Here is a 17982-nt window from a genome sequence, read left to right as displayed (position 1 = left end):
CAGTAGGTCGCGGTGCCGGAAGCCGCGTCGGTCGCGGGTAGCACCTTCGGTGCGACCGGAGGATGACCGGCATGCGACGATTCCCGCACGGGCGAGCGGACGAGCCGGAAGGGGGCCGGGGCGGTGACGGCAGCGGCGGAACGGGGACGGCTCGCCGGCCCACTGTCCGCGTCGGTGGCGGAGCTGTGCCACCGGCTGCGGTCCCAGGTGTCCCCGCGCACCGCCGCCGGGTTCGCCGAGGTGCTGCGCCGGCTCGGCGCGCCGCTGCAGGTCGCGGTCGCCGGGCGGATCAAATCGGGCAAGTCGACGCTGGTCAACGCGCTGATCGGACGGCGGGTCGCGCCCACCGACGTCGGCGAGTGCACGCGGCTGGTCACGCGATTCCAGTACGGCACCGTCGACCGCGTCGAGGTGGTGTTCCTCGACGGCCGCAAGCAGGTGCTGCCGTTCGCCGCGGACGGGTCGATCCCGGCTGAGCTGGGCGTCGACATCTCCGAGGTCTCGCACCTCGAGGCGTACCTCACCAACGCGGTGCTGCAGGACATGACGGTGATCGACACCCCCGGTCTCGGCTCGCTGGACGCCGCGTCGGTGTCGCGGACCGAGCAGCTGCTGGGCGCGGCCGAGCAGGACGAGGGTTCCGACGACCTCGACGACACCTCGCGCAACGCCGTCGCGGGCGCGGAGGCCGTGCTGTACGTGGTGACCCAGGGCGTGCGCGCGGACGATCAGCAGGCGCTGGCCGCGTTCACCGCCGCGACCGCGAGCCGGGACGCGGGGCCGGTCAACGCGATCGCCGTGCTGAACAAGGCGGACACGATCGTCGCGGAATCTGTCGAAGGCTCCGGCGGAGACGTCTGGACGGCCGCGCAATTGCTCGCCGAGAAGCAGGCCGCGACGCTGAAGCCGCGCGTCGCGGACGTGCTGCCGGTGATCGGCCTGATCGCCGAATCGGCCGAGTCCGGCGGGTTCACCTCCGCCGACGCCGAGGCGCTCGGCCAGCTCGCCGCGCTCGACGACGACGTCCTCGAAACCATGCTCATCGCGGCCGACATCTTCACCAGCTGGGAGTGCGACATCCCGGCCGGGATCCGCTTGCGGCTGCTGGAGAAGCTCGATCTCTTCGGAATCCGCTGCGCGGTCGACGCGATCCGCGCGGAACCGGAGATCACCGCGGGAGCGTTGCGGCGCAAGCTTCTCGACATCTCCGGACTCGAAGCGGTCCGCCGCCGGCTCTCGATCGTCTTCGCCGCGCGCGCGGACGGGATCAAGGCCGCGGCCGCGCTGGCGTCAGTGACCGCTTTGGCGCACGCGTCCGGCGACCCGGGCGAACGGCAGCGGGTGCACGACGCGATCGAGGTGCTGCTGGCCCGCCCGGAAGCGCATCAGCTGCGGCTGCTGGAAGCGTTGACGCTCGTCGCTTCGGGGGCCGTCGAAATGCCGGAAGACCTGGCGGAAGAGGTGCTTCGGGTCGGCAGCAACGCCGACCTTGGCGCACAGCTCGGCCTTCCCGGCGCCTCGCGTCCGGAGCTGGCCGCGCACGCGCTGGAACGCGCTGGCTGGTGGCGTTCTTTCGCCTCCTTCGGGGCGACTCCGGCGCAAAGCCGCGTGGCCCACGTCGTGCACCGCGCCTATTTCCTGATCTGGCAACAGATTCGCGAACAGTAAACAACTCGGCCGCGACGCGTAGGCTGAATGTCGTGCGGCTGGAGGACACCACCTCGTGGCGGGTGAACTGGGGGAGCGACCACGACGTCGACGTGGCGTTGTTCCTCCGGGACGTGCTCGCGCTCTCGGTCGCCGACGGCCAGCTGCTGCCGCCGGTGGAACCCGCTGTGCCGGTGCACGTCCCGCCCGCCCTCGACCGCGCGGCGGTGCAGGCGCAGTGGGAACCGTGGTGGAACGGCCTGCTGACCTTCCTGCGCGAGCGAGGTTCCGCGCGCACCCGCCGGAAAAGCCCTGCTCCCGGCGACGGTTCGGCGATCGACCGCGCGGCCCAGCACTTCGCCCCGGCGGCCGCGGAACACTTCGCCATGGCCCGCCGTCCGGTTTCGTCGGGCTTCCACCGCCGCCAGATCCTCGCCGGGGAACGCCTGGGCCGTCTCGTCCGCGAAACCGAAGTCGAACTGGGTCGGCGCGCCCGGCCGTTCCGGCTGTCGGTGCTGGAGATCCCGGTCGCCGGCCGGGTGTGGCTGCGGACGGCGGAGCACCAGCTGCTGGTGTCGTCCCGGCTGGCCGCCGACGTTCCGGCGCTCGACCAGGCCATGCGCTCGCTGATCCACGAACTGGCCTGAAACAGCCCCAATGTGGCATTGGGTGCATCTGACGCACCGAACGCCACATTGGGTGCATCTGACGCACCCAATGCCACATTGGGGCGCTCGACCAGGCCGGACATTGATAAACCGAGTGCGCGGTCTAATATTGCTCCCATGGAAACAGTGGTCGACGAACCGGCGTGGCTGCGCCGCGGCTCCTGGCTGGCCTGCCCGGTCGCCGGGGCACTGCTGGGCTGGGGCGGCCAAGCGATCGCCGACTGGATCACGTCGCTGCCGTGGTTCCCGGTGCAAGGTCCGTTCCGGCTGTTGCACCAGATCCCGCAGCCGTGGCGGCTGATCGGCGCGGTCGTCGCCGGTCTCCTGCTGGGGCTGGCGTTCGCCTGGTTCTGGGCGTGGGACCGGCTGATCGTCACGGTGTCCGCCACCCGCGTCACGCTCGAGCGCCGCGAACGCCGCCGGCGCATCGACACTCCGCTCACCGCCGCGTTCGTCGACGACGGCAAACTCGTGCTGCTCGCCGAGAACGACCGGGAAATCGCCCGGGAGAAGACCGATCTGCCCCGGCGGCAGCTGGCCGAAGCGTTCGCCGCGCACGGCCGCCCGTGGCTCGACGAACCGCCGCCTGAGCGATGATGTCCCCGTGGCGAGGACTGTCGACCCGGAGAAGCACGCGGCGAAACGACGCGCGATTCTCGACGCGGCAGCCGTCTGTTTCGCGCGCGACGGGTTCGAAAAGACCTCCACCGCGGACATCTGCCGTGCCGCCGGGATCAGCTCCGGCAGCCTGTTCCACTACTTCCCCAGCAAGCGCGCGGTCTTCGTCGGCATTTTCGAGGCCGACACCGCCGACAACGAGGAACTGCTCGCCGCCGCGGTGGAAATGGCGGACCCGTGGGAAGGCGTGCTCGCCGTGGTCGAACGGATGTCGGCGGCGCTCGTGCTGCCCGGGGTCGTGCGGCTGATCCTCGAAGCGGCCGCGCAGGCCGCGCGCGATCCGGAGTTCGCCGAGCTGATCCGCAGCAACGACGACCTCATGCGCGCCGGTCTCGTGGGCTTGATCGAGCGTGGCGTCCGAACCGGCCGCCTCTCCCCCATGCTGGCCCCGAGAGACGCGGGCAACTGGGTCGTCGCGCTGGTCGACGCGCTGCTTTCCCGCGCGAGCCTCGATCCCGAACTGGACGTCGAGCACGAGCAGGCGGTGCTGCGGCAGCTGCTGACGCGGATTCTCGGCCCGTCTGAGTGATCCGGCCCCGCCGCGCGGCGCGGTATCGCAAACTGGTGGAATCACGGGGACGGCCAGGGGAGGGTCTAGATGGCGTGGTTCGGCCACGAGGAAGCCGGCGACGCGGCCGAAGCGCCGACCGGCGAGATCAGCGCGGACGCTCTCGCGCGGATCATCGCCGAGGCGGACGGAACCGCCGCCGCGGCGGATGCGTCGGATCCCGATGTGGACCTCGTAGCTGCCCCGGGTGACCTCGAACGCGCGCTTTCCGACCGGCAGGCGCTCATCCAGCTCTGCCTGTACGCGCTGGACCGCGCCCGCAGCAGCGGCGTCGTGGAACGGCTCGAACACGGGCTCGCCGCCATCGGCGTCACCGCGCTGCGCGCCGAGGGCGAACGCTTCGACCCGGCCCGCCACGAGGCGGGCGGCGCGGTGCCCACCGACGATCCGGAGCTGGAAGGCGTCGTCGCGGAGACCGAGGTCGTCGGGTTCGCCGACCAGGACCGGTTGCTGCGCGCGCCGATCGTCACCGTCTACGCGAAGCGGGCGCAGTGACCGCACCGACGCTTCCCGCTCAGGTCCAGGCCGCGCGCGAACAGCTGCTCGGCGTCGTCCGCGAGGCGGATCCGCAGGCCGCCAAGTGGGTCGAGGACCAGCGCAAGGCTCGTTCGGAAAAGCCGTCCGTGGTGGTCGTCGGCGAAACGAACCGCGGGAAGAGTTCGCTGGTCAACGCCCTGCTCGCGACGCCGGGACTGTCCCCTGTGGACGCTGACGTGGCCACCGCGACCTACCTCGTTTTCGAGCACGCGCAGCAGTGGGGCGCGCAGGCCTGCTACCCCGGTCAGCTGGCGTCGGTGCCGTTCGACCTGACGCAGCTGGTCGACTGGGTGTCCGCCGCGCACGAACTGCCGCCAGGCCAGCTGCCGCCGCGCTACGTCGAGGTCTCCGGTCCGGTCCCGCTGCTGGAACGGCTGACCCTGGTCGACACTCCCGGCGTCGGCGGGCTCGATTCGCTGCACGGCGAGCTGGCCAAGGAGGCCGCCGCGGGCGCGACCGCGCTGGTGTTCGTGGTCGACGCGTCGGCCCCGTTCACCTCGACCGAGCTGCAGTTCCTGCGCGAGGTCGCGGACCGCGTCGAGACGGTCGTGTTCGTCCTGGCCAAAACCGACGCGTTCCGCGGCTGGCGCGAGATCCTGGACGCCGACCGGCAGCTGCTCGCCGAACACGCGCCCCGCTTCGCCGACGCGGTCTTCCATCCGGTGTCGGCGCGCGTGTTCGAGACGGCCGCGAAGGCGCCGAACGACCAGGTCGCCGCCATGCTGCGGGAGAAGTCCGGCATCGCGGCGGTGCAGGTCGCGCTGCAGGAACTGCTGGTCGGCCGGTCGATGATGCTCAAGGAAGCCAACACGCTCCGCTCGCTGTCGAGCGCGCTGGCCGGGATCAAGGCGAAGCTGCAAGCCGAAAGCCGGGCCTTGTCGGCGGGGGAAGCGGAAGCCGAACAACTCCGCGCCCGCCGCGACGATCTTCAGTCCCAGCGCCGCACCTCCACCCGCGGCTGGCAGTTGCGGTTGCGCGGCGAAATCCAGCGCACGCGAGTCGAGGTCGGCCACGAGAGCAGCCGCGAAATGCGCGAGGCGCAGGCGCATTTCCGCCAGCGCATCGACGCGGCCAAACGCGACGAACTCGCCGCGCTGCCGCAGGAAGTCGACATCGCGCTGCAGACCGCGTCGCAACGGGTGTCGATGCAGCTGTCGCAACGGCTGAACCAGGTCACGAACACCGCGCTGTCGGAGCTGTTCTCCGCCGAAGAACTCGACGTGATCCGCGCCCAGTTCGCGCGTGCCGGCGGCCCGCCGGTCGTGCTGCGGCCGCCGGACAAGAAACCGCCGACGGCCGAAGACAAACTGCTGGTGTTCATGGGCATTTCCGGTGGCGTCGGTGCCGGAAAGATCGCCGCTTTGCCACTCGCCGGCGTCGCGATCCTCAACCCGGTCGTGCTCCCGGCGACGATCGTGATCGGCCTCGGCGCGGGCTGGTGGATGGCGCGCACTCGCAAACACGCGTCGGACAAACAACACCTGAAGCAATGGCTGGTCGAAGCGATCGCCGACGCCCGCTCGACGCTCGACCAGCTGATCGCCGAACAGCTCATCGAGGCCGAACAGCAACTGTCGCTCGCTCTGGACGAGGCGCTGGGCCGCCGCATCGAGGCGATCGAGGCGGAGCTGAAGGAGGTGGACCAGACGATCAAGATGAGCGCGCAGGAGCGGGCGAAGAAGATCGCGATCGTCTCGAAACGCCTCAAGGACGCGACCGAGGGCCACACCCGGGCCGAGACTTTGCTTTCCCGCATCCGCACGGTCCGCGATCGGGCATGATCAGCCGGTGATGTACGGACCTGGACCTCAGCCGCCTGGACCGCAGCCGCCGCAGTGGGGAGTGCCGCCGGCTCCGCAATGGGGCGGTCCGCCGCCGCAGCAGTGGCAGCCGCCCGCGCCGCCGAAGAAACGCCGGGTCGGGCTGATCGTCGGCATCTGCCTCGGCGTGGTGGTGCTGCTCGGCGGCGGTGGGTTCGCGATCTTCGCCATCGCGACCGACGACAGCGTCGAGGTGCACCGTCCGGCAGGCGGCCCCGACGTCGTCGCCAGGGCTTACGTCGACGCGGTCGCCAAGCGCGACCCGATCGGCCTGCAGAACGTCAACTGTCACCCCTCCACCGAGTTCCCGGCGACGGAGGCAGTAGACGGTTTCGCCAAGGACGAGGTCCAGATCCAGCTCGGCCAGAAACTCGACACGCCGTACAACTGGGCGTACTACGAGGTCCAGGTCAGCAGGGCGGGGCACGGTCCGGCGACGGTCCGGCTGGGACTGACCCACGACGACGCGGGCAGTTGGTGCGTCTTCGTCACCGGTCGCGGACTTCCGGTCAGCCTCTCGCCGTGAGCGGGCGGTGATCCGCTTGTGGACGGGAACCGAACCGGCCTAACGTGAGTCATACCGAGCGAAACCAGCGGCAGACCCGGCGTAATAAGGGGGACCAACCCATGTGGGTCGACGAGAGCGGCGGCACCGACGCGACCGGCCCGGAGGCCTTGACCGTCCACGTCGACGGCCAGGAGTACCAGGCCGAGGTCAACTACGACACCGACCACGACGGGGTCGCCGACACCGCGGTCGTCGAGCACGACGACGGCACCGCGCAGGTGTTCGCAGACACCGACCACGACGGGGTCGCCGATCACTACGCCGTGGTCGACGCGTCCGGGCACGTCGTGGACCAGGCGGTTTACGACGAGAAGACCGGCAGCTGGGTCGAATCCGGCCACGGCCAGTCCGGCTCCGACGGCACCGATACGCACACCTCGGACACGTCGACCACCGGGCACATCCACGCCGACCTTCCGGACGGCGACGTCGACGCCGGGGTCGCCACCATCGACACCGACCACGACGGACACAACGACACCGCCGTGGTCGAGACGAAGTCCGGCGGCACGATCGCCTTCACCGACACCAACGGCGACGGCCAGGCCGACGTCGCGGTGCAGGTCGGCGCGGACGGTTCCACCCACACCTTCGAGCACACCGGCCACGGCCAGTGGACCGAGACCGACGGCGGCGCGAACCACGCGGCTGCCGACCCCGGCAGCGATTCGGCCTGGGGCGGCGAGGGCGCGCAGCTGCTCAGCGGCGTCGCCAAGATCGACAGCGGAACCGGGCAGTGGATCAGCCCCAACTGAGCTTCCGGTAACTGACGTCACACGAAAACGGGTCCGGCCGCGCGCCGGGCCCGTTTCGTCGTCTCCGGGACGCCAAAACCCGACCCCGTCCGCGCCGGTCCGGCGAACCGGCGCCCGGCAGCGTCCGGCGAAGATCAGGACCGATCAGACCCGCTCCCGGCATCGGGCACGAATGCGACGCGGGCCACGCGGAAAGATTTTCGGCGCTGGCCCGTTCCGGTGAAACTGAATCGATTCCCTTATCGTTCTTGTGAGAGAACCGACAGGTCAGCTCTCGGTTACCTGCCGTCCATCCGGCTACAGTCGGGGAATCCCAAAACCCGCACACCGGTCTTCCGCCGGTGCGCGAAGCCATTCGGTCGCCGGCAACGAAGCCCGCACCAAGAACACTGTCGTTCGCGGTGTGGGCTCTTTTGTCGTCGGAAGTCAGGAGTAGAGATGACCGCAGTCGCCATCCCCGGACTGGACAACGCGCCGACGACGCACAGTGGCGTGCTGTCCTGGGTCCGGGAGGTCGCCGAGCTGACCACCCCGGACCGCGTGGTGTGGGTCGACGGGTCTGACGAGGAAGCCGCCCGGATCAACCAGGAGCTGGTCGACGCCGGCACCTTCGTGAAGCTGGACGCCAAGCCGAACTCCTACTGGGCCACCTCGGACCCCGGCGACGTCGCGCGGGTCGAGGACCGCACCTTCATCTGCTCGAAGGAGGAGAAGGACGCGGGCCCGACGAACAACTGGGTCGACCCGGCCGAGATGAAGGCCACGATGACGGAGCTGTACCGCGGCTGCATGGCCGGCCGCACGATGTACGTCATCCCGTTCTGCATGGGCCCGCTCGGCGACGAAAACCCGAAGCTGGGCATCGAAATCACGGACTTCGCCTACGTCGTCGCCTCGATGCGCGTGATGACCCGCGCCGGCAAGGCCGCGCTGGACAAGTTCATCGCGCCGGACGGTTCGGAGCGCGAGTTCGTGCCCGCGCTGCACTCGGTCGGCAAGCCGCTGGCCCCGGGCGAGAAGGACGTCGCCTGGCCGTGCAACGAGACCAAGTACATCTCGCAATTCCCGGAGGAGCGCCTCATCTGGAGCTACGGCTCCGGCTACGGCGGCAACTCGTTGCTGGGCAAGAAGTGCTACTCGCTGCGCATCGGCTCGGTCATCGCCCGTGACGAGGGCTGGCTGGCCGAGCACATGCTGATCCTCAAGCTGATCTCGCCCGAGAACAAGGTCCACTACGTCGCGGCGGCGTTCCCGAGCGCCTGCGGCAAGACCAACCTCGCCATGCTGCAGCCGACCATCCCGGGCTGGCGCGCGGAGACACTCGGCGACGACATCGCGTGGATGCGCTTCGGCGAGGACGGCCGCCTGTACGCGGTGAACCCGGAGTTCGGCTTCTTCGGCGTCGCGCCGGGCACCGACAACCACACGAACCCGAACGCCATGCGCACGATCGAGAAGGGCAACACGGTCTTCACGAACGTGGCGCTCACCGACGACGGCGACGTGTGGTGGGAGGGCATGGAGAACACGCCCGAGCACGCCACCTCGTGGAAGCACCAGGACTGGACGCCCGACTCCGAGGAGAAGGCCGCCCACCCGAACTCGCGCTACTGCGTGCCGATGTCGCAGTGCCCGATCCTCGCGCCGGAGTGGGACGACCCGAAGGGCGTGCCGATCTCGGCGATCCTGTTCGGCGGACGGCGCAAGACCACGGTGCCGCTGGTGAACCAGGCCCGCGACTGGCAGCACGGCGTGTTCATGGGCGCGACCATGTCGTCGGAGACCACCGCCGCGGCGGTCGGCGCGGTCGGCAACGTGCGCCGCGACCCGATGGCGATGCTGCCGTTCCTCGGCTACCACGCCGGCGACTACTTCAACCACTGGCTGGAGCTGGGCAAGAACGCCGACGCGAACAAGCTGCCGAAGATCTTCTACGTCAACTGGTTCCGCCGCGGCGACGACGGCCGCTTCCTGTGGCCGGGCTTCAGCGAGAACTCGCGCGTGCTCAAGTGGGTGCTCGAGCGCGTCGAGGGCAAGGGCAACGCGGTCGAGACCCCGATCGGCTTCGTGCCGAACGCCGAGGACCTCGACCTCGAGGGCCTTTCCGAGCCGGTCGAGGACATCCAGGCCGCGCTCGAGGTGCGCAACGAGGAGTGGCGCGCGGAGCTGCCGCTCATCGAGGAGTGGTTCGCGAAGATCGGCGAGGTGCCGTCCTCGCTGCGCGACGAGCTGGACGCGCTGGCCCAGCGCCTCGGCTGAGCTTCCTAGCCAAGGTCCGTGAAGGACTCCTTGAGGGAATCAGATTCCCTCAAGGAGTCCTTCACGGCGTTGGGGAGGGCGGTAGCGTGGCCGCATGGTCTCTGACGGGGAGAAGGCTTTCCGGTTCGGCGTGAACCTGGTGCGGCCGGGCTCGCGCGACGAGTGGGTCGCGAAGTGCCGCCGGGTCGAGGAACTCGGTTACGACGTGCTGAGCGTGGCCGACCATCTCGGCATCGCGCCGCCGTTTCCCGCACTCGTGCTGGCCGGCGCGGTCACCGAACGGGTGCGGCTCAACACTTTCGTGCTCAACGCGCCGTTCTACAATCCGGTGCTGCTCGCGCGCGACGTCGCGGGCACGGACCAATTCGTGTCCGGGCGGCTCGAACTCGGTCTGGGCGCCGGATATGTCAAAGAGGAGTTCGAAGCGGCCGGAATGCCGTTTCCCAGCGCGGGTGCGCGGGTCGAGCACCTCGAACTCACGATCAAAGAACTCCAGCGGCTGTACGCGGATCCGGAATACGCGCCGAAACCCGCGCAGTCCGGCGGTCCCCCGTTGATGATCGGCGGTCGCGGCGACCGGCTGCTTACGCTCGCCGCCGACCACGCGGCGACGATTGCCTTCAGCGGCATGGCAAAGGTGCGTGACGGTTCACCGCTGATGCTCGCGACGGCGGACGCGGTGGAAGAGCGCACGAGATTTGTCAACGAACGGCTCGCTGGCCGCGACGCCGAATTCAACCTGCTGGTGCAACTCGTCCAGGTCACTGATGATCGCGAAGGCGCGTTGCGGGAAATCCATGCCCGCCTGGGCGATTCGCTGACGCTCGACGAACTGGCCGAGGTTCCCACGGTGCTCGTCGGCACCGTCGAGGAAATCGCCGAACAGCTGGTCGCGCACCGCTCCCGGTTCGGCTTCAGCTATTTCACCGTGCTCGAGCCGAATCTCGAAGTGCTGGCCCCGGTGGTGGAACTGCTGTGTCGCCGATAGTCGACGCGCGCGGGCTCGGCGTGAAGGCCGGTGACCTGTGGCTGCTGGAGGGTCTCGATTTCTCAGTCGACCCGGGCGAATGCGCGGTGCTCGTCGGACCGAACGGGGTCGGCAAATCCACCCTGCTGCGGTGTCTGTACGGAATGCAGGAACCGCAGCGCGGGCGAGTGCTGATCGACGGCGCGAAGCCGGACGAACGCAGCGTTTCCTTCCGTCGCAAGGTGTCTGTGCTCTTCGACGATTCCGACTTCTTCGCCGAACTCACCCCGCTGCAGCATCTGGAGCTGCTTTTCAGCTCGTTCGGCGAGGATCTCGGCGATTACGAAGAATTGCTCGCGGACGCGGGTCTCGCCGAACGCGCCCGCGTCACCGCCGGGCATTTCTCGGCCGGGCAGCGTCGCCGGTTGCTGCTGTTGGGCGTCACGGCGCGGCCGCATCGCGTGCTGTTGCTGGACGAGCCCGAACGCGCGCTCGACACCGCGGGCAAGGAATGGCTGGTCAAACTGATCGGCCGCTCCACCGCGGCGGGGGCGGCGGTGGTCGTGGCCACGCACCATCAGCCGTTGCTGGACACGGCGGACAGCGTGCTCGAACTGTGGTGACCCGGTTGCGCGTACCCGGCCGCAAGCGGTTCGGCGGCATTTTCAGTGGCGACAGCCCCACGTTCGTGCTGATCTTCGGGGCCGGGTTCCTGTTCACCGCCTTTTTCCGTACCGACGCCTGGCATCGAGTCCTCTTTGGACCGTCCGCAGTGGACTACTCGGCGGTGCTCGGCCTGGTCGCGTTGTGCGCCGCGGTGGGCTGGCGAAGCCTGCTGCGCCGCGGTTTCGTCTGGGCCGAACCGGCCGAGCTGACCTGGATGGACTTCGCCCAGGTGGACCGCCGTCGGGTCGTCGCGACCCGGCTGGCCGGCGTGCTCACCGGATTCGTGGTGGTGCTCGGCTATCTCGCCGCGCTGATGCTGGCGGTCGGCGGCAGTTCGCTCGACTGGTGGCGGGCCGCCGCGGCCCTTGTCGCGGGGGCAATGATCCTCGCGTTCACTACCGCGCGGCGTACGGCGTTCCGGTTCGAAGCCGCTGGACCGCTGCTGCTCGCCGGGGCGGGCGTCGTGGTCGCCGCGGCGCGCCTCGACGCGATAACGGTGCAGTACGTCGGCGCGGCGCTCGCGTTATGCGGTCTGCTGCTGGCTTTTGGCGGCGAAGCAGTCAGCGGTGCGGGCCGTGCGGTCTTGCTCGACGGCTGGAACGCACGCGTCCTGCGCGCGATGGCCGTGACCTTCCTCGACCCGATGATGATGCTGCCGGAGTCCGCGCCCGCGGGCTCGTGGTCGTTGCGCTCCCCGACGGCATTCCGGCTCGCGTGGCTCGGGATCGTCGGCCGTTCCCGGTACGCGAGCGCGCTTTTGTTAGTGGCTTTCGCGGTAGCCGTCGGACATGTTGCCGTTCCCACTCTGCCCGGACCGGTGCTCGTCGGGATCGGCGCGTACCTCGCGCTTACTCCTTTCGGGGCCGGTCTTGGCGTGCTGTGGCGCAATCCGGGACGGCGAAGGTGGCTGGGCTCGTCGTCGCGGGAGCTGGTTCTCGCCCACGGCGTCGCGCTGACCGCGGTCGGCCTGGTCTGGTGTGCTCTGCTCTCAGTGGCGCTTTTGGCTTTGGGCACCGCGTTTTCGCCGCTCTCGTGGGTGACCGTTGCCCTGGCGGTGCTCTCGGTATTGCGCACGGTCACGCGTCAGCCGGTCGATTACAGCAGCGCGGGTTTCGTCGACACCCCCGCTGGCCCGATGCCAGCAAACCTTATGCGGCAACTGTTCCGCGGTCCGGACCTGCTGGCGGTCGGAATTCTGGTGCTCGCACAACTCGGCTGAACGGCCGTACCCGGGTTAGGCTCCGTGCCGACGAGAGGAGCCGAAGGTGGGCGGTGGACACGCTTCCGGCATCGGACGCAGGGCGACGTGCGAGTTTCCGCCCGGATGGAGCGACGAGCAGATCATCGCGGTGGTCAAGGACGTCGCCAACGATCCGGGCGAACCCCGGCGGCAGCAGTACAACGGGCGCTGGCGCTGCGTCGGCGAACGGTACGGCGTGCGCGTGGTCGTCCTGGTCAACGGCGACGGTCTCGTGCACACCAGCTACCCGCTGCCCGGCCCCGGCGTCGTCCGGAACCCGGACGCCGCGCGAGACCCGGCGAACCCGACCGTCGACGACCGCGCGGGCAACCGGATCAGCTACTTCGTCGACAGCGTCCTGCGCCTGCTCGCCCACCGGATGCCGCCGGAGGACCTCGAGCACTACCGCGACCTGCAGTGGTCCGGCGAATGGGAGGAACTGGCCGACACCATGGCCGCGCATTTCCAGGTGACCGGCATCCAGCTCAACCCGGATGAGTACGCGGATTTCGAGAAGCTGCTGAACTCGTTCGACCTGCCGGTCCGCGACTGCCGCTACCTCAACGACCGGGAACGGGTGCTCGCCGACCTGCGCCGCTGAGGCGTCACCAGGGGATTTCCCCGGCGTCGTCGAAGAACCCGCCGCGTGGTCCGTCGTCCGGCAAGGTGGCGAGGCCGGAGCACGTCGTGGTCCCGGTCGTCGACGCCCCGGACGTCACCACGGTGATCGGCTGGCCGCCGAACAGCCGCCCCCCCGGAGGTAGCCGCGCTGGTTCGTGCCGCGGTCTCCCTGCGCACGGAGTCCATTGCCCGAACACTTGTCCACCGGCACCGCATCCGACCGGTGGTTGCCCGAACTGCTTGCCGGTCCTGCCCCGGGCGGCCGGATGCGACCGTTCTGCCTCATTCGCCCCGCGGTACTGCCCGATCGGCTCGGAAAACGTCAGCTGGCCTGCGAAAACGCCGCCGCGTCACCAGCGCACGCGACCCGCAGCTGGTCCAGCGGCATGCCCACCGCGTCGGCGATCGCCGCGACGGTGAAGAACGCGGGCGTCGGGATCCGGCCGGTCTCGATTTTGCGCAGGGTTTCGACCGAAATGCCCGCTTCCGCGGCCACGTCGACCATGCTCCGGCTGGCCCGGGCGGCGCGCAGCACCAGGCCGAGCCGCTCGCCGCGGGAGCGTTCTTCGTCGGTGAGGGGCACGCGGACCATGCCGTTCAGTTTAGCCACAGAGTTGTCCACTGCCTGTGGATAACTCTGTGCACAAGCTGCCGAACCCCGTGGACAACCGCCGGTCAGCACAACTTCTTGGGGCATTCGGGGCCGCGCGATCCCGCCGATAGGGGTAGCGAACGGCTCGCCGGGACGGTCCGCGAGCGGGTTGTCCCCGAGGTTGTCCACACCCCGGAACGTGTTCGTAGTGCTGATCGAATCGATATCGAAGTCGTATGACGGCGGGATGAGCGCGGTCTAGGGTCAGGCGGTCGCGTGTCACGTAAGTGTTAGGTGAGGTTCGATGTCCACTGCCAAACCGGGCGGTCGGGTGCGCGGGTTCCAGTTCAGTGCCTGGAACCTGCTGTTGCTGATCCCGTTGCTGATCCTGGTCACGCCGCTGTTCAACTTCGACGGGCCGCGGCTGTTCGGCCTTCCGTTCTTCTACTGGTTCCAGCTGGCGTTCGTCGTGCTGGGAGTGCTGTGCACCGGCATCGTCTACCTGGCCACCAAGGACAAGCCGCGGGGCGACGGCCGGGACCAGCTGAGCGTCGACGACCTGGACGAGGGGGACGCCCGATGAGCAACATTCAGTGGGTCGAACTGATCGTCTTCGCGTTCCTGTTCGTCGTCGTCACCGTGCTCGGCTTCGTCGCTTCGCGGTGGAAGGCCGGCGGCAGCCTGGACCACCTCGACGAATGGGGCCTCGGCGGCCGCAAGTTCGGTTCGTGGATCACCTGGTTCCTGCTCGGCGGCGACCTCTACACCGCGTACACCTTCGTCGCCGTGCCCGCGCTCGTGTTCAGCGCCGGTGCGCTCGGCCTGTACGCGCTGCCTTACACGATCGTCGTCTACCCGATCGTCCTGCTGCCCGCGCTGCGCATGTGGTCGGTCAGCCGTTCGCGCGGCTACGTGACGCCGGCTGACTTCGTCCGCGGCCGTTTCGGTTCGCCGACGCTGGCGCTGCTGGTCGCGATCACCGGCATCGTCGCGACCATGCCGTACATCGCGTTGCAGCTGGTCGGCCTCGAAGCGGTGCTGCGCACGATGGGCATCAACGGTTCCGGCATCGTCGGGCACCTGCCGCTGCTGGTCGCCTTCGTCATCCTGGCGCTCTACACGTATCAGTCGGGCCTGCGCGCGCCCGCGCTGATCGCGTTCGTCAAGGACATCCTGATCTACATCGTGATCATCGTGGCGGTCATCTACCTGCCCTCGAAGCTCGGCGGCTGGGACCACATCTTCAGCACCGCCAAGCAGACGCTCGCCAAACCGAACCCGAACACCGGCAAACCGGCCGGTTCGATCCTGCTGACCTCGAGCAACCAGCTGCAGTACGCGACGCTGGCGCTGGGTTCGGCACTCGCGCTCTTCCTGTACCCGCACTCGCTCACGAGCGTGCTCGCCTCGCGCGGCCGCAACGTGATCAAGCGGAACATGGTGGCGCTGCCGGCTTACTCGTTCGTGCTGGGCCTGCTCGCGCTGCTCGGTTATGTCGCGATCTCGGCGGGCGTCAAACCGCTGAAGAACGCCGCCACCGGAAAGCCGGACGGCAACACGATCGTCCCGCTGCTGTTCGACTCGCAGTTCACGAACTGGTTCGCGGGCATCGCGTTCGCCGCGATCGGCATCGGCGCACTGGTGCCCGCCGCGATCATGTCGATCGCCGCGGCGAACCTGTGGACGCGCAACATCTACAAGGAGTACATCCGCAAGGACGCGACCCCGAAACAGGAGGCGAAGCAGGCGAAACTGGCGTCGCTGGTGGTCAAACTGGGCGCGGTGCTGGTGATCATCCTGATCGACCCGCAGTTCTCCATCGACCTGCAGCTCATCGGCGGCGTGCTGATCCTGCAGACCCTGCCCGCGGTGGCGATCGCCCTGTACACGCGCTGGTTCCACAAGGCGGGCCTCATCGCCGGCTGGATCGTCGGCATGGGCTGGGGCCTGATCATGCTCTACGGAATCCCCAACCCGGCCAACGGAAAACTCCACTTCGGCGGTTCCGCGCTGGCGATGGGCAACCTGTCGATCTTCGGCTGGCACCCGTTCCGCGGCACCGGCCTCGCGGTCGTCCAGATCTACCCCGGTTTCGTGGCCCTGATCGCGAACATCGTGGTGGCCGCGGTGGTCTCGGTCACCGCACGGGCCGCGAAGTGGAGCCCGGGCACCGACGAAACCGAGCCCGAGGACTACCACGCCGACGAACACGACAAGGACCTGCGCCCGATCGGCGCGCACTGAGTCCTCAGTGGACAGAGGCCCCCGCGTCGTCTTGGCGGATTCACGCGGTCGTCGCAACACCTGATGATCTATGTGGTGGCCGTTAGCAGATTACGCAGGCGCTCGGCTGGTGTTGACCAGCCGAGCGTTTTGCGTGGTCGGCGGTTGAGTTTCTGGGCGACGTGTTCGAGGTCTTCGGTGCTGTGAACGGACAGGTCGGTCCCTTTGGGGAAGTACTGGCGCAGCAGTCCGTTGGTGTTCTCGTTTGAGCCGCGTTGCCAGGGTGCGTGCGGGTCGCAGAAGTAGACCGGAACCCCGGTCGCGATCGAGAACTGCTTGTGCGCGGCCATTTCACAGCCCTGGTCCCAGGTCAGCGAGCCGCGCAGGTGTGCGGGCAGGGTCTGGATCAGCGGGACGAGCACGTCCCGGACTTCCTCGGCGGTGTGCCCGCCGGGCAGGTGCCCGAGCATGACGTAGCGGGTGGAGCGCTCGACCAGCGTCACGATCGCGCTCTCGCTGCGGGTGCCGACGATCAGGTCGCCTTCCCAGTGGCCGGGGACCGCGCGGTCTTCGACCTCGGCCGGGCGCTGGGAGATCATCACCATGCCGTCGACGAACCGGGGTGTGCGCTGGTCAGGTTTGCGGTGCGGCTTCCGGCGGGTGCGGCCGGTCCGCAGCGCGGCCGCGACCTCGCGTCGCAGCCCGCCCCGAGCCTGGACGTAGATCGCCTGGTAGATCGTTTCCGGACTCGCCCGCATGTCCTCATCGTCGGGGAACTCGCGGACGAGCGCCTGACAGATCTGCTCGGGTGACCACTGTTCCCGCAGCTTGTCGGCGACATAGGCGCGCAACGGACCGTCCTGGGCGAGTTTCGACGGCTTCGGCCGCGGCCGGCTTCCCGCCCAGGCCCGCTGAGCGTGGTGCGGCCGATAGACACCGTTGACCGACCGCGTGTCGATCTCCCGTTTGACGGTGGACGCCGGGCGGCCCAGCGCCCGCCCGATCGCCCGGAACGACTCGCCCTGCCGGCGCATGTCGGCGATCAGCTCCCGTTCGGCCACCGTCAAGTACCGCGGGTGCAAAGTGGCCTCGACCGCCGCGACAGACGGCTGCGAGGACAAAGGAACGACAGTGGTCACGCCCGTCTTGTAGTCGATCCGGCGCCCATCCGGGTGGAGGCGCGTGTGACCGATCTGCCGGATACCGCGATCCCAGTCCCGGGCGGTGCGCTCGTTGACGCCGACCCGAGTGGCGGCATCCCGTGATCGCACACCGGCCGCGCGAAGCCGGTCGTACTCCGCCCTGCCCGGATGCCCGGACGTGCCCGACTTCCCCGTGCCCCGCACTCCTGCCTGCCGCGCCCAAGTGTGAGCCGTTCCCCGAGACACCCCGACCACCCGGGCGGCACCCGAAACGTTGCCCTTCTCCCGATCAAGAGCCTCGAAGAACTCCTTCTTCAACCTCTCAAAATCCACGATCCCCGCAACTCCCTGCAATCCAGGGTGTTGCGGGGACCGCTAGAACCCGCCCTTCCGGCGCGGGGGCCTCTTCTGCTTTGCCGATCATCGCCTTCGCGACGAGGTACAGCACCACCGCGTTGAGCAAATGCCACAGGAAATGCGTGCCCGCGGGGAAATCTCCGCAGACCACGCCGTCGATTGTGCGGAAGGACAACGACAACGCGAACACCGCCGCGGCCATCGTGAAGTGCAGCCAGTACGGATCCCGCTTGACCGCCAACGCGATCGCGAACCCGGCCAGCCCCGCGAGCGCCGGCAGATACAACCCGCCGCCGAGTGCCGCCGACGCGCCGGTGACGGCCAGAAACGCCGGTGCCCCCAGCCAGGACCATTTCGCCTTCGCCGAAAAGAAGATTCGGGGGAAGGCCGCGGCGTAGAACAAGGTGAAGAGCAGAATGGCGGCGGAGTCGGCGACCGCACCCCACCGCGTGGCGACCAGGTGGAAGACGCTGCTGGCAACGAAGATCAACCCGATCAGAGCAGCGAGCACCCGCCCGGTCCGTTGCCCGTCAGCCCGCCACCAGACCGCCCCGGCAGCGCCGAGAAAGGCCAGGTTGGCCAGGTCGTTGAGCGGCTCTCCCCAGAGTCCGGGCGCGGTGCGCTCGCAGTAACCGTCCACGTACGCGGTCCAGTTCACCGGGTAAGCAAACTCC

The 17982-nt window shown here is 69.0% G+C and carries 18 protein-coding genes and 1 pseudogene; 16 read left to right on the top strand and 3 right to left on the bottom strand.

Annotated elements, in window-relative coordinates:
• Positions 1-123 precede the first annotated feature (123 nt).
• The 14 genes and pseudogenes from SSMG_RS38315 to SSMG_RS47440 all read left to right on the top strand — a co-directional run.
• Positions 124-1668, top strand: a complete 1545-nt coding sequence (locus SSMG_RS38315; protein WP_009085174.1) for a dynamin family protein — start codon at positions 124-126, stop codon at positions 1666-1668.
• A gap of 32 nt (positions 1669-1700) precedes the next feature.
• Entirely contained in the window at positions 1701-2294 is a 594-nt protein-coding gene (locus tag SSMG_RS38310; RefSeq protein WP_009085172.1) for a hypothetical protein, read from the top strand.
• Between the two features lie 138 nt (positions 2295-2432).
• Positions 2433-2912 carry a hypothetical protein gene (locus SSMG_RS38305; RefSeq protein WP_037716266.1) on the top strand — a complete coding sequence of 160 codons (480 nt, stop codon included), beginning with the start codon at positions 2433-2435 and terminating at the stop codon, positions 2910-2912.
• A gap of 7 nt (positions 2913-2919) precedes the next feature.
• A complete protein-coding gene (locus SSMG_RS38300; protein ID WP_009085168.1) occupies positions 2920-3522 on the top strand; it encodes a TetR/AcrR family transcriptional regulator in 603 nt (200 codons plus the stop codon).
• Between the two features lie 69 nt (positions 3523-3591).
• Positions 3592-4056: a nucleotide exchange factor GrpE gene (gene grpE, locus SSMG_RS38295; protein WP_009085166.1), complete on the top strand. Its 465-nt coding sequence runs from the start codon at positions 3592-3594 to the stop codon at positions 4054-4056.
• Entirely contained in the window at positions 4053-5879 is a 1827-nt protein-coding gene (locus SSMG_RS38290; protein ID WP_009085165.1) for a dynamin family protein, read from the top strand. Before grpE ends, SSMG_RS38290 begins: the two co-directional genes overlap by 4 nt.
• A gap of 7 nt (positions 5880-5886) precedes the next feature.
• Complete coding sequence (locus tag SSMG_RS38285) at positions 5887-6444, top strand: hypothetical protein (protein WP_009085163.1); 558 nt, start codon at positions 5887-5889, stop codon at positions 6442-6444.
• A 101-nt stretch (positions 6445-6545) separates the two neighbouring features.
• Positions 6546-7241 (top strand): DUF6802 family protein, encoded by a 696-nt coding sequence (locus SSMG_RS38280; RefSeq protein WP_037716261.1) that lies wholly within the window; start codon positions 6546-6548, stop codon positions 7239-7241.
• 438 nt (positions 7242-7679) lie between these two features.
• Positions 7680-9500, top strand: a complete 1821-nt coding sequence (locus SSMG_RS38275) for a phosphoenolpyruvate carboxykinase (GTP) (RefSeq protein ID WP_009085159.1) — start codon at positions 7680-7682, stop codon at positions 9498-9500.
• Between the two features lie 94 nt (positions 9501-9594).
• Entirely contained in the window at positions 9595-10488 is an 894-nt protein-coding gene (locus SSMG_RS38270; protein ID WP_009085158.1) for an LLM class F420-dependent oxidoreductase, read from the top strand.
• On the top strand, positions 10476-11090 hold the full coding sequence (locus SSMG_RS38265; RefSeq protein ID WP_009085156.1) for an ABC transporter ATP-binding protein: 615 nt from the start codon (positions 10476-10478) through the stop codon (positions 11088-11090). The genes SSMG_RS38270 and SSMG_RS38265 overlap by 13 nt, the downstream gene beginning before the upstream one ends.
• 5 nt (positions 11091-11095) lie before the next feature.
• Complete coding sequence (locus tag SSMG_RS38260) at positions 11096-12352, top strand: DUF6297 family protein (RefSeq protein ID WP_199786108.1); 1257 nt, start codon at positions 11096-11098, stop codon at positions 12350-12352.
• 46 nt (positions 12353-12398) lie between these two features.
• The gene (locus SSMG_RS38255) at positions 12399-12974 is read left to right on the top strand and encodes an EndoU domain-containing protein (protein ID WP_009085152.1); all 576 of its coding nucleotides are present in this window, start codon (positions 12399-12401) and stop codon (positions 12972-12974) included.
• Positions 12975-13048: 74 nt separating this feature from the next.
• A pseudogene (locus SSMG_RS47440) lies at positions 13049-13169 on the top strand (LysR family transcriptional regulator); the annotation flags it as partial.
• Positions 13170-13316: 147 nt separating this feature from the next.
• Here SSMG_RS47440 and SSMG_RS38250 read toward each other — a convergent pair.
• On the bottom strand, positions 13317-13586 hold the full coding sequence (locus SSMG_RS38250; protein WP_009085150.1) for a helix-turn-helix domain-containing protein: 270 nt from the start codon (positions 13584-13586) through the stop codon (positions 13317-13319).
• Between the two features lie 304 nt (positions 13587-13890).
• On the opposite strand from SSMG_RS38250, the gene SSMG_RS38245 reads away from it, so the two are divergent.
• Positions 13891-14169: a DUF3311 domain-containing protein gene (locus SSMG_RS38245; RefSeq protein WP_009085148.1), complete on the top strand. Its 279-nt coding sequence runs from the start codon at positions 13891-13893 to the stop codon at positions 14167-14169.
• Positions 14166-15830, top strand: coding sequence for a monocarboxylate uptake permease MctP (mctP, locus tag SSMG_RS38240; RefSeq protein ID WP_009085146.1), 1665 nt, complete (start codon positions 14166-14168; stop codon positions 15828-15830). Before SSMG_RS38245 ends, mctP begins: the two co-directional genes overlap by 4 nt.
• 68 nt (positions 15831-15898) lie before the next feature.
• Here mctP and SSMG_RS38235 read toward each other — a convergent pair whose 3' ends face one another.
• Entirely contained in the window at positions 15899-17080 is a 1182-nt protein-coding gene (locus tag SSMG_RS38235; RefSeq protein ID WP_100267033.1) for an IS30 family transposase, read from the bottom strand.
• A 193-nt stretch (positions 17081-17273) separates the two neighbouring features.
• A complete protein-coding gene (locus SSMG_RS38230; protein WP_009085145.1) occupies positions 17274-17966 on the bottom strand; it encodes a hypothetical protein in 693 nt (230 codons plus the stop codon).
• Positions 17967-17982: the final 16 nt, after the last annotated feature.

The organism is Streptomyces sp. AA4, assembly GCF_000158875.1.
In the GTDB taxonomy this organism is placed as follows: Bacteria; Actinomycetota; Actinomycetes; order Mycobacteriales; family Pseudonocardiaceae; genus Amycolatopsis.
The sequence above is the reverse complement of the archived record's forward strand: the minus strand, read 5'-3'. Positions and strand labels throughout refer to the sequence as shown.

What these genes read in the sequence shown, in the direction of transcription:
- SSMG_RS38245 (WP_009085148.1), top strand. Translation starts at nt 13,891, where the DNA reads ATGTCCACTGCCAAACCGGGCGGTCGGGTGCGCGGGTTCCAGTTCAGT.
- SSMG_RS38280 (WP_037716261.1), top strand. Translation starts at nt 6,546, where the DNA reads ATGTGGGTCGACGAGAGCGGCGGCACCGACGCGACCGGCCCGGAGGCC.
- SSMG_RS38275 (WP_009085159.1), top strand. Translation starts at nt 7,680, where the DNA reads ATGACCGCAGTCGCCATCCCCGGACTGGACAACGCGCCGACGACGCAC.
- SSMG_RS38305 (WP_037716266.1), top strand. Translation starts at nt 2,433, where the DNA reads ATGGAAACAGTGGTCGACGAACCGGCGTGGCTGCGCCGCGGCTCCTGG.
- mctP (WP_009085146.1), top strand. Translation starts at nt 14,166, where the DNA reads ATGAGCAACATTCAGTGGGTCGAACTGATCGTCTTCGCGTTCCTGTTC.
- SSMG_RS38250 (WP_009085150.1), bottom strand. Translation starts at nt 13,586, where the DNA reads ATGGTCCGCGTGCCCCTCACCGACGAAGAACGCTCCCGCGGCGAGCGG.
- grpE (WP_009085166.1), top strand. Translation starts at nt 3,592, where the DNA reads ATGGCGTGGTTCGGCCACGAGGAAGCCGGCGACGCGGCCGAAGCGCCG.
- SSMG_RS38270 (WP_009085158.1), top strand. Translation starts at nt 9,595, where the DNA reads ATGGTCTCTGACGGGGAGAAGGCTTTCCGGTTCGGCGTGAACCTGGTG.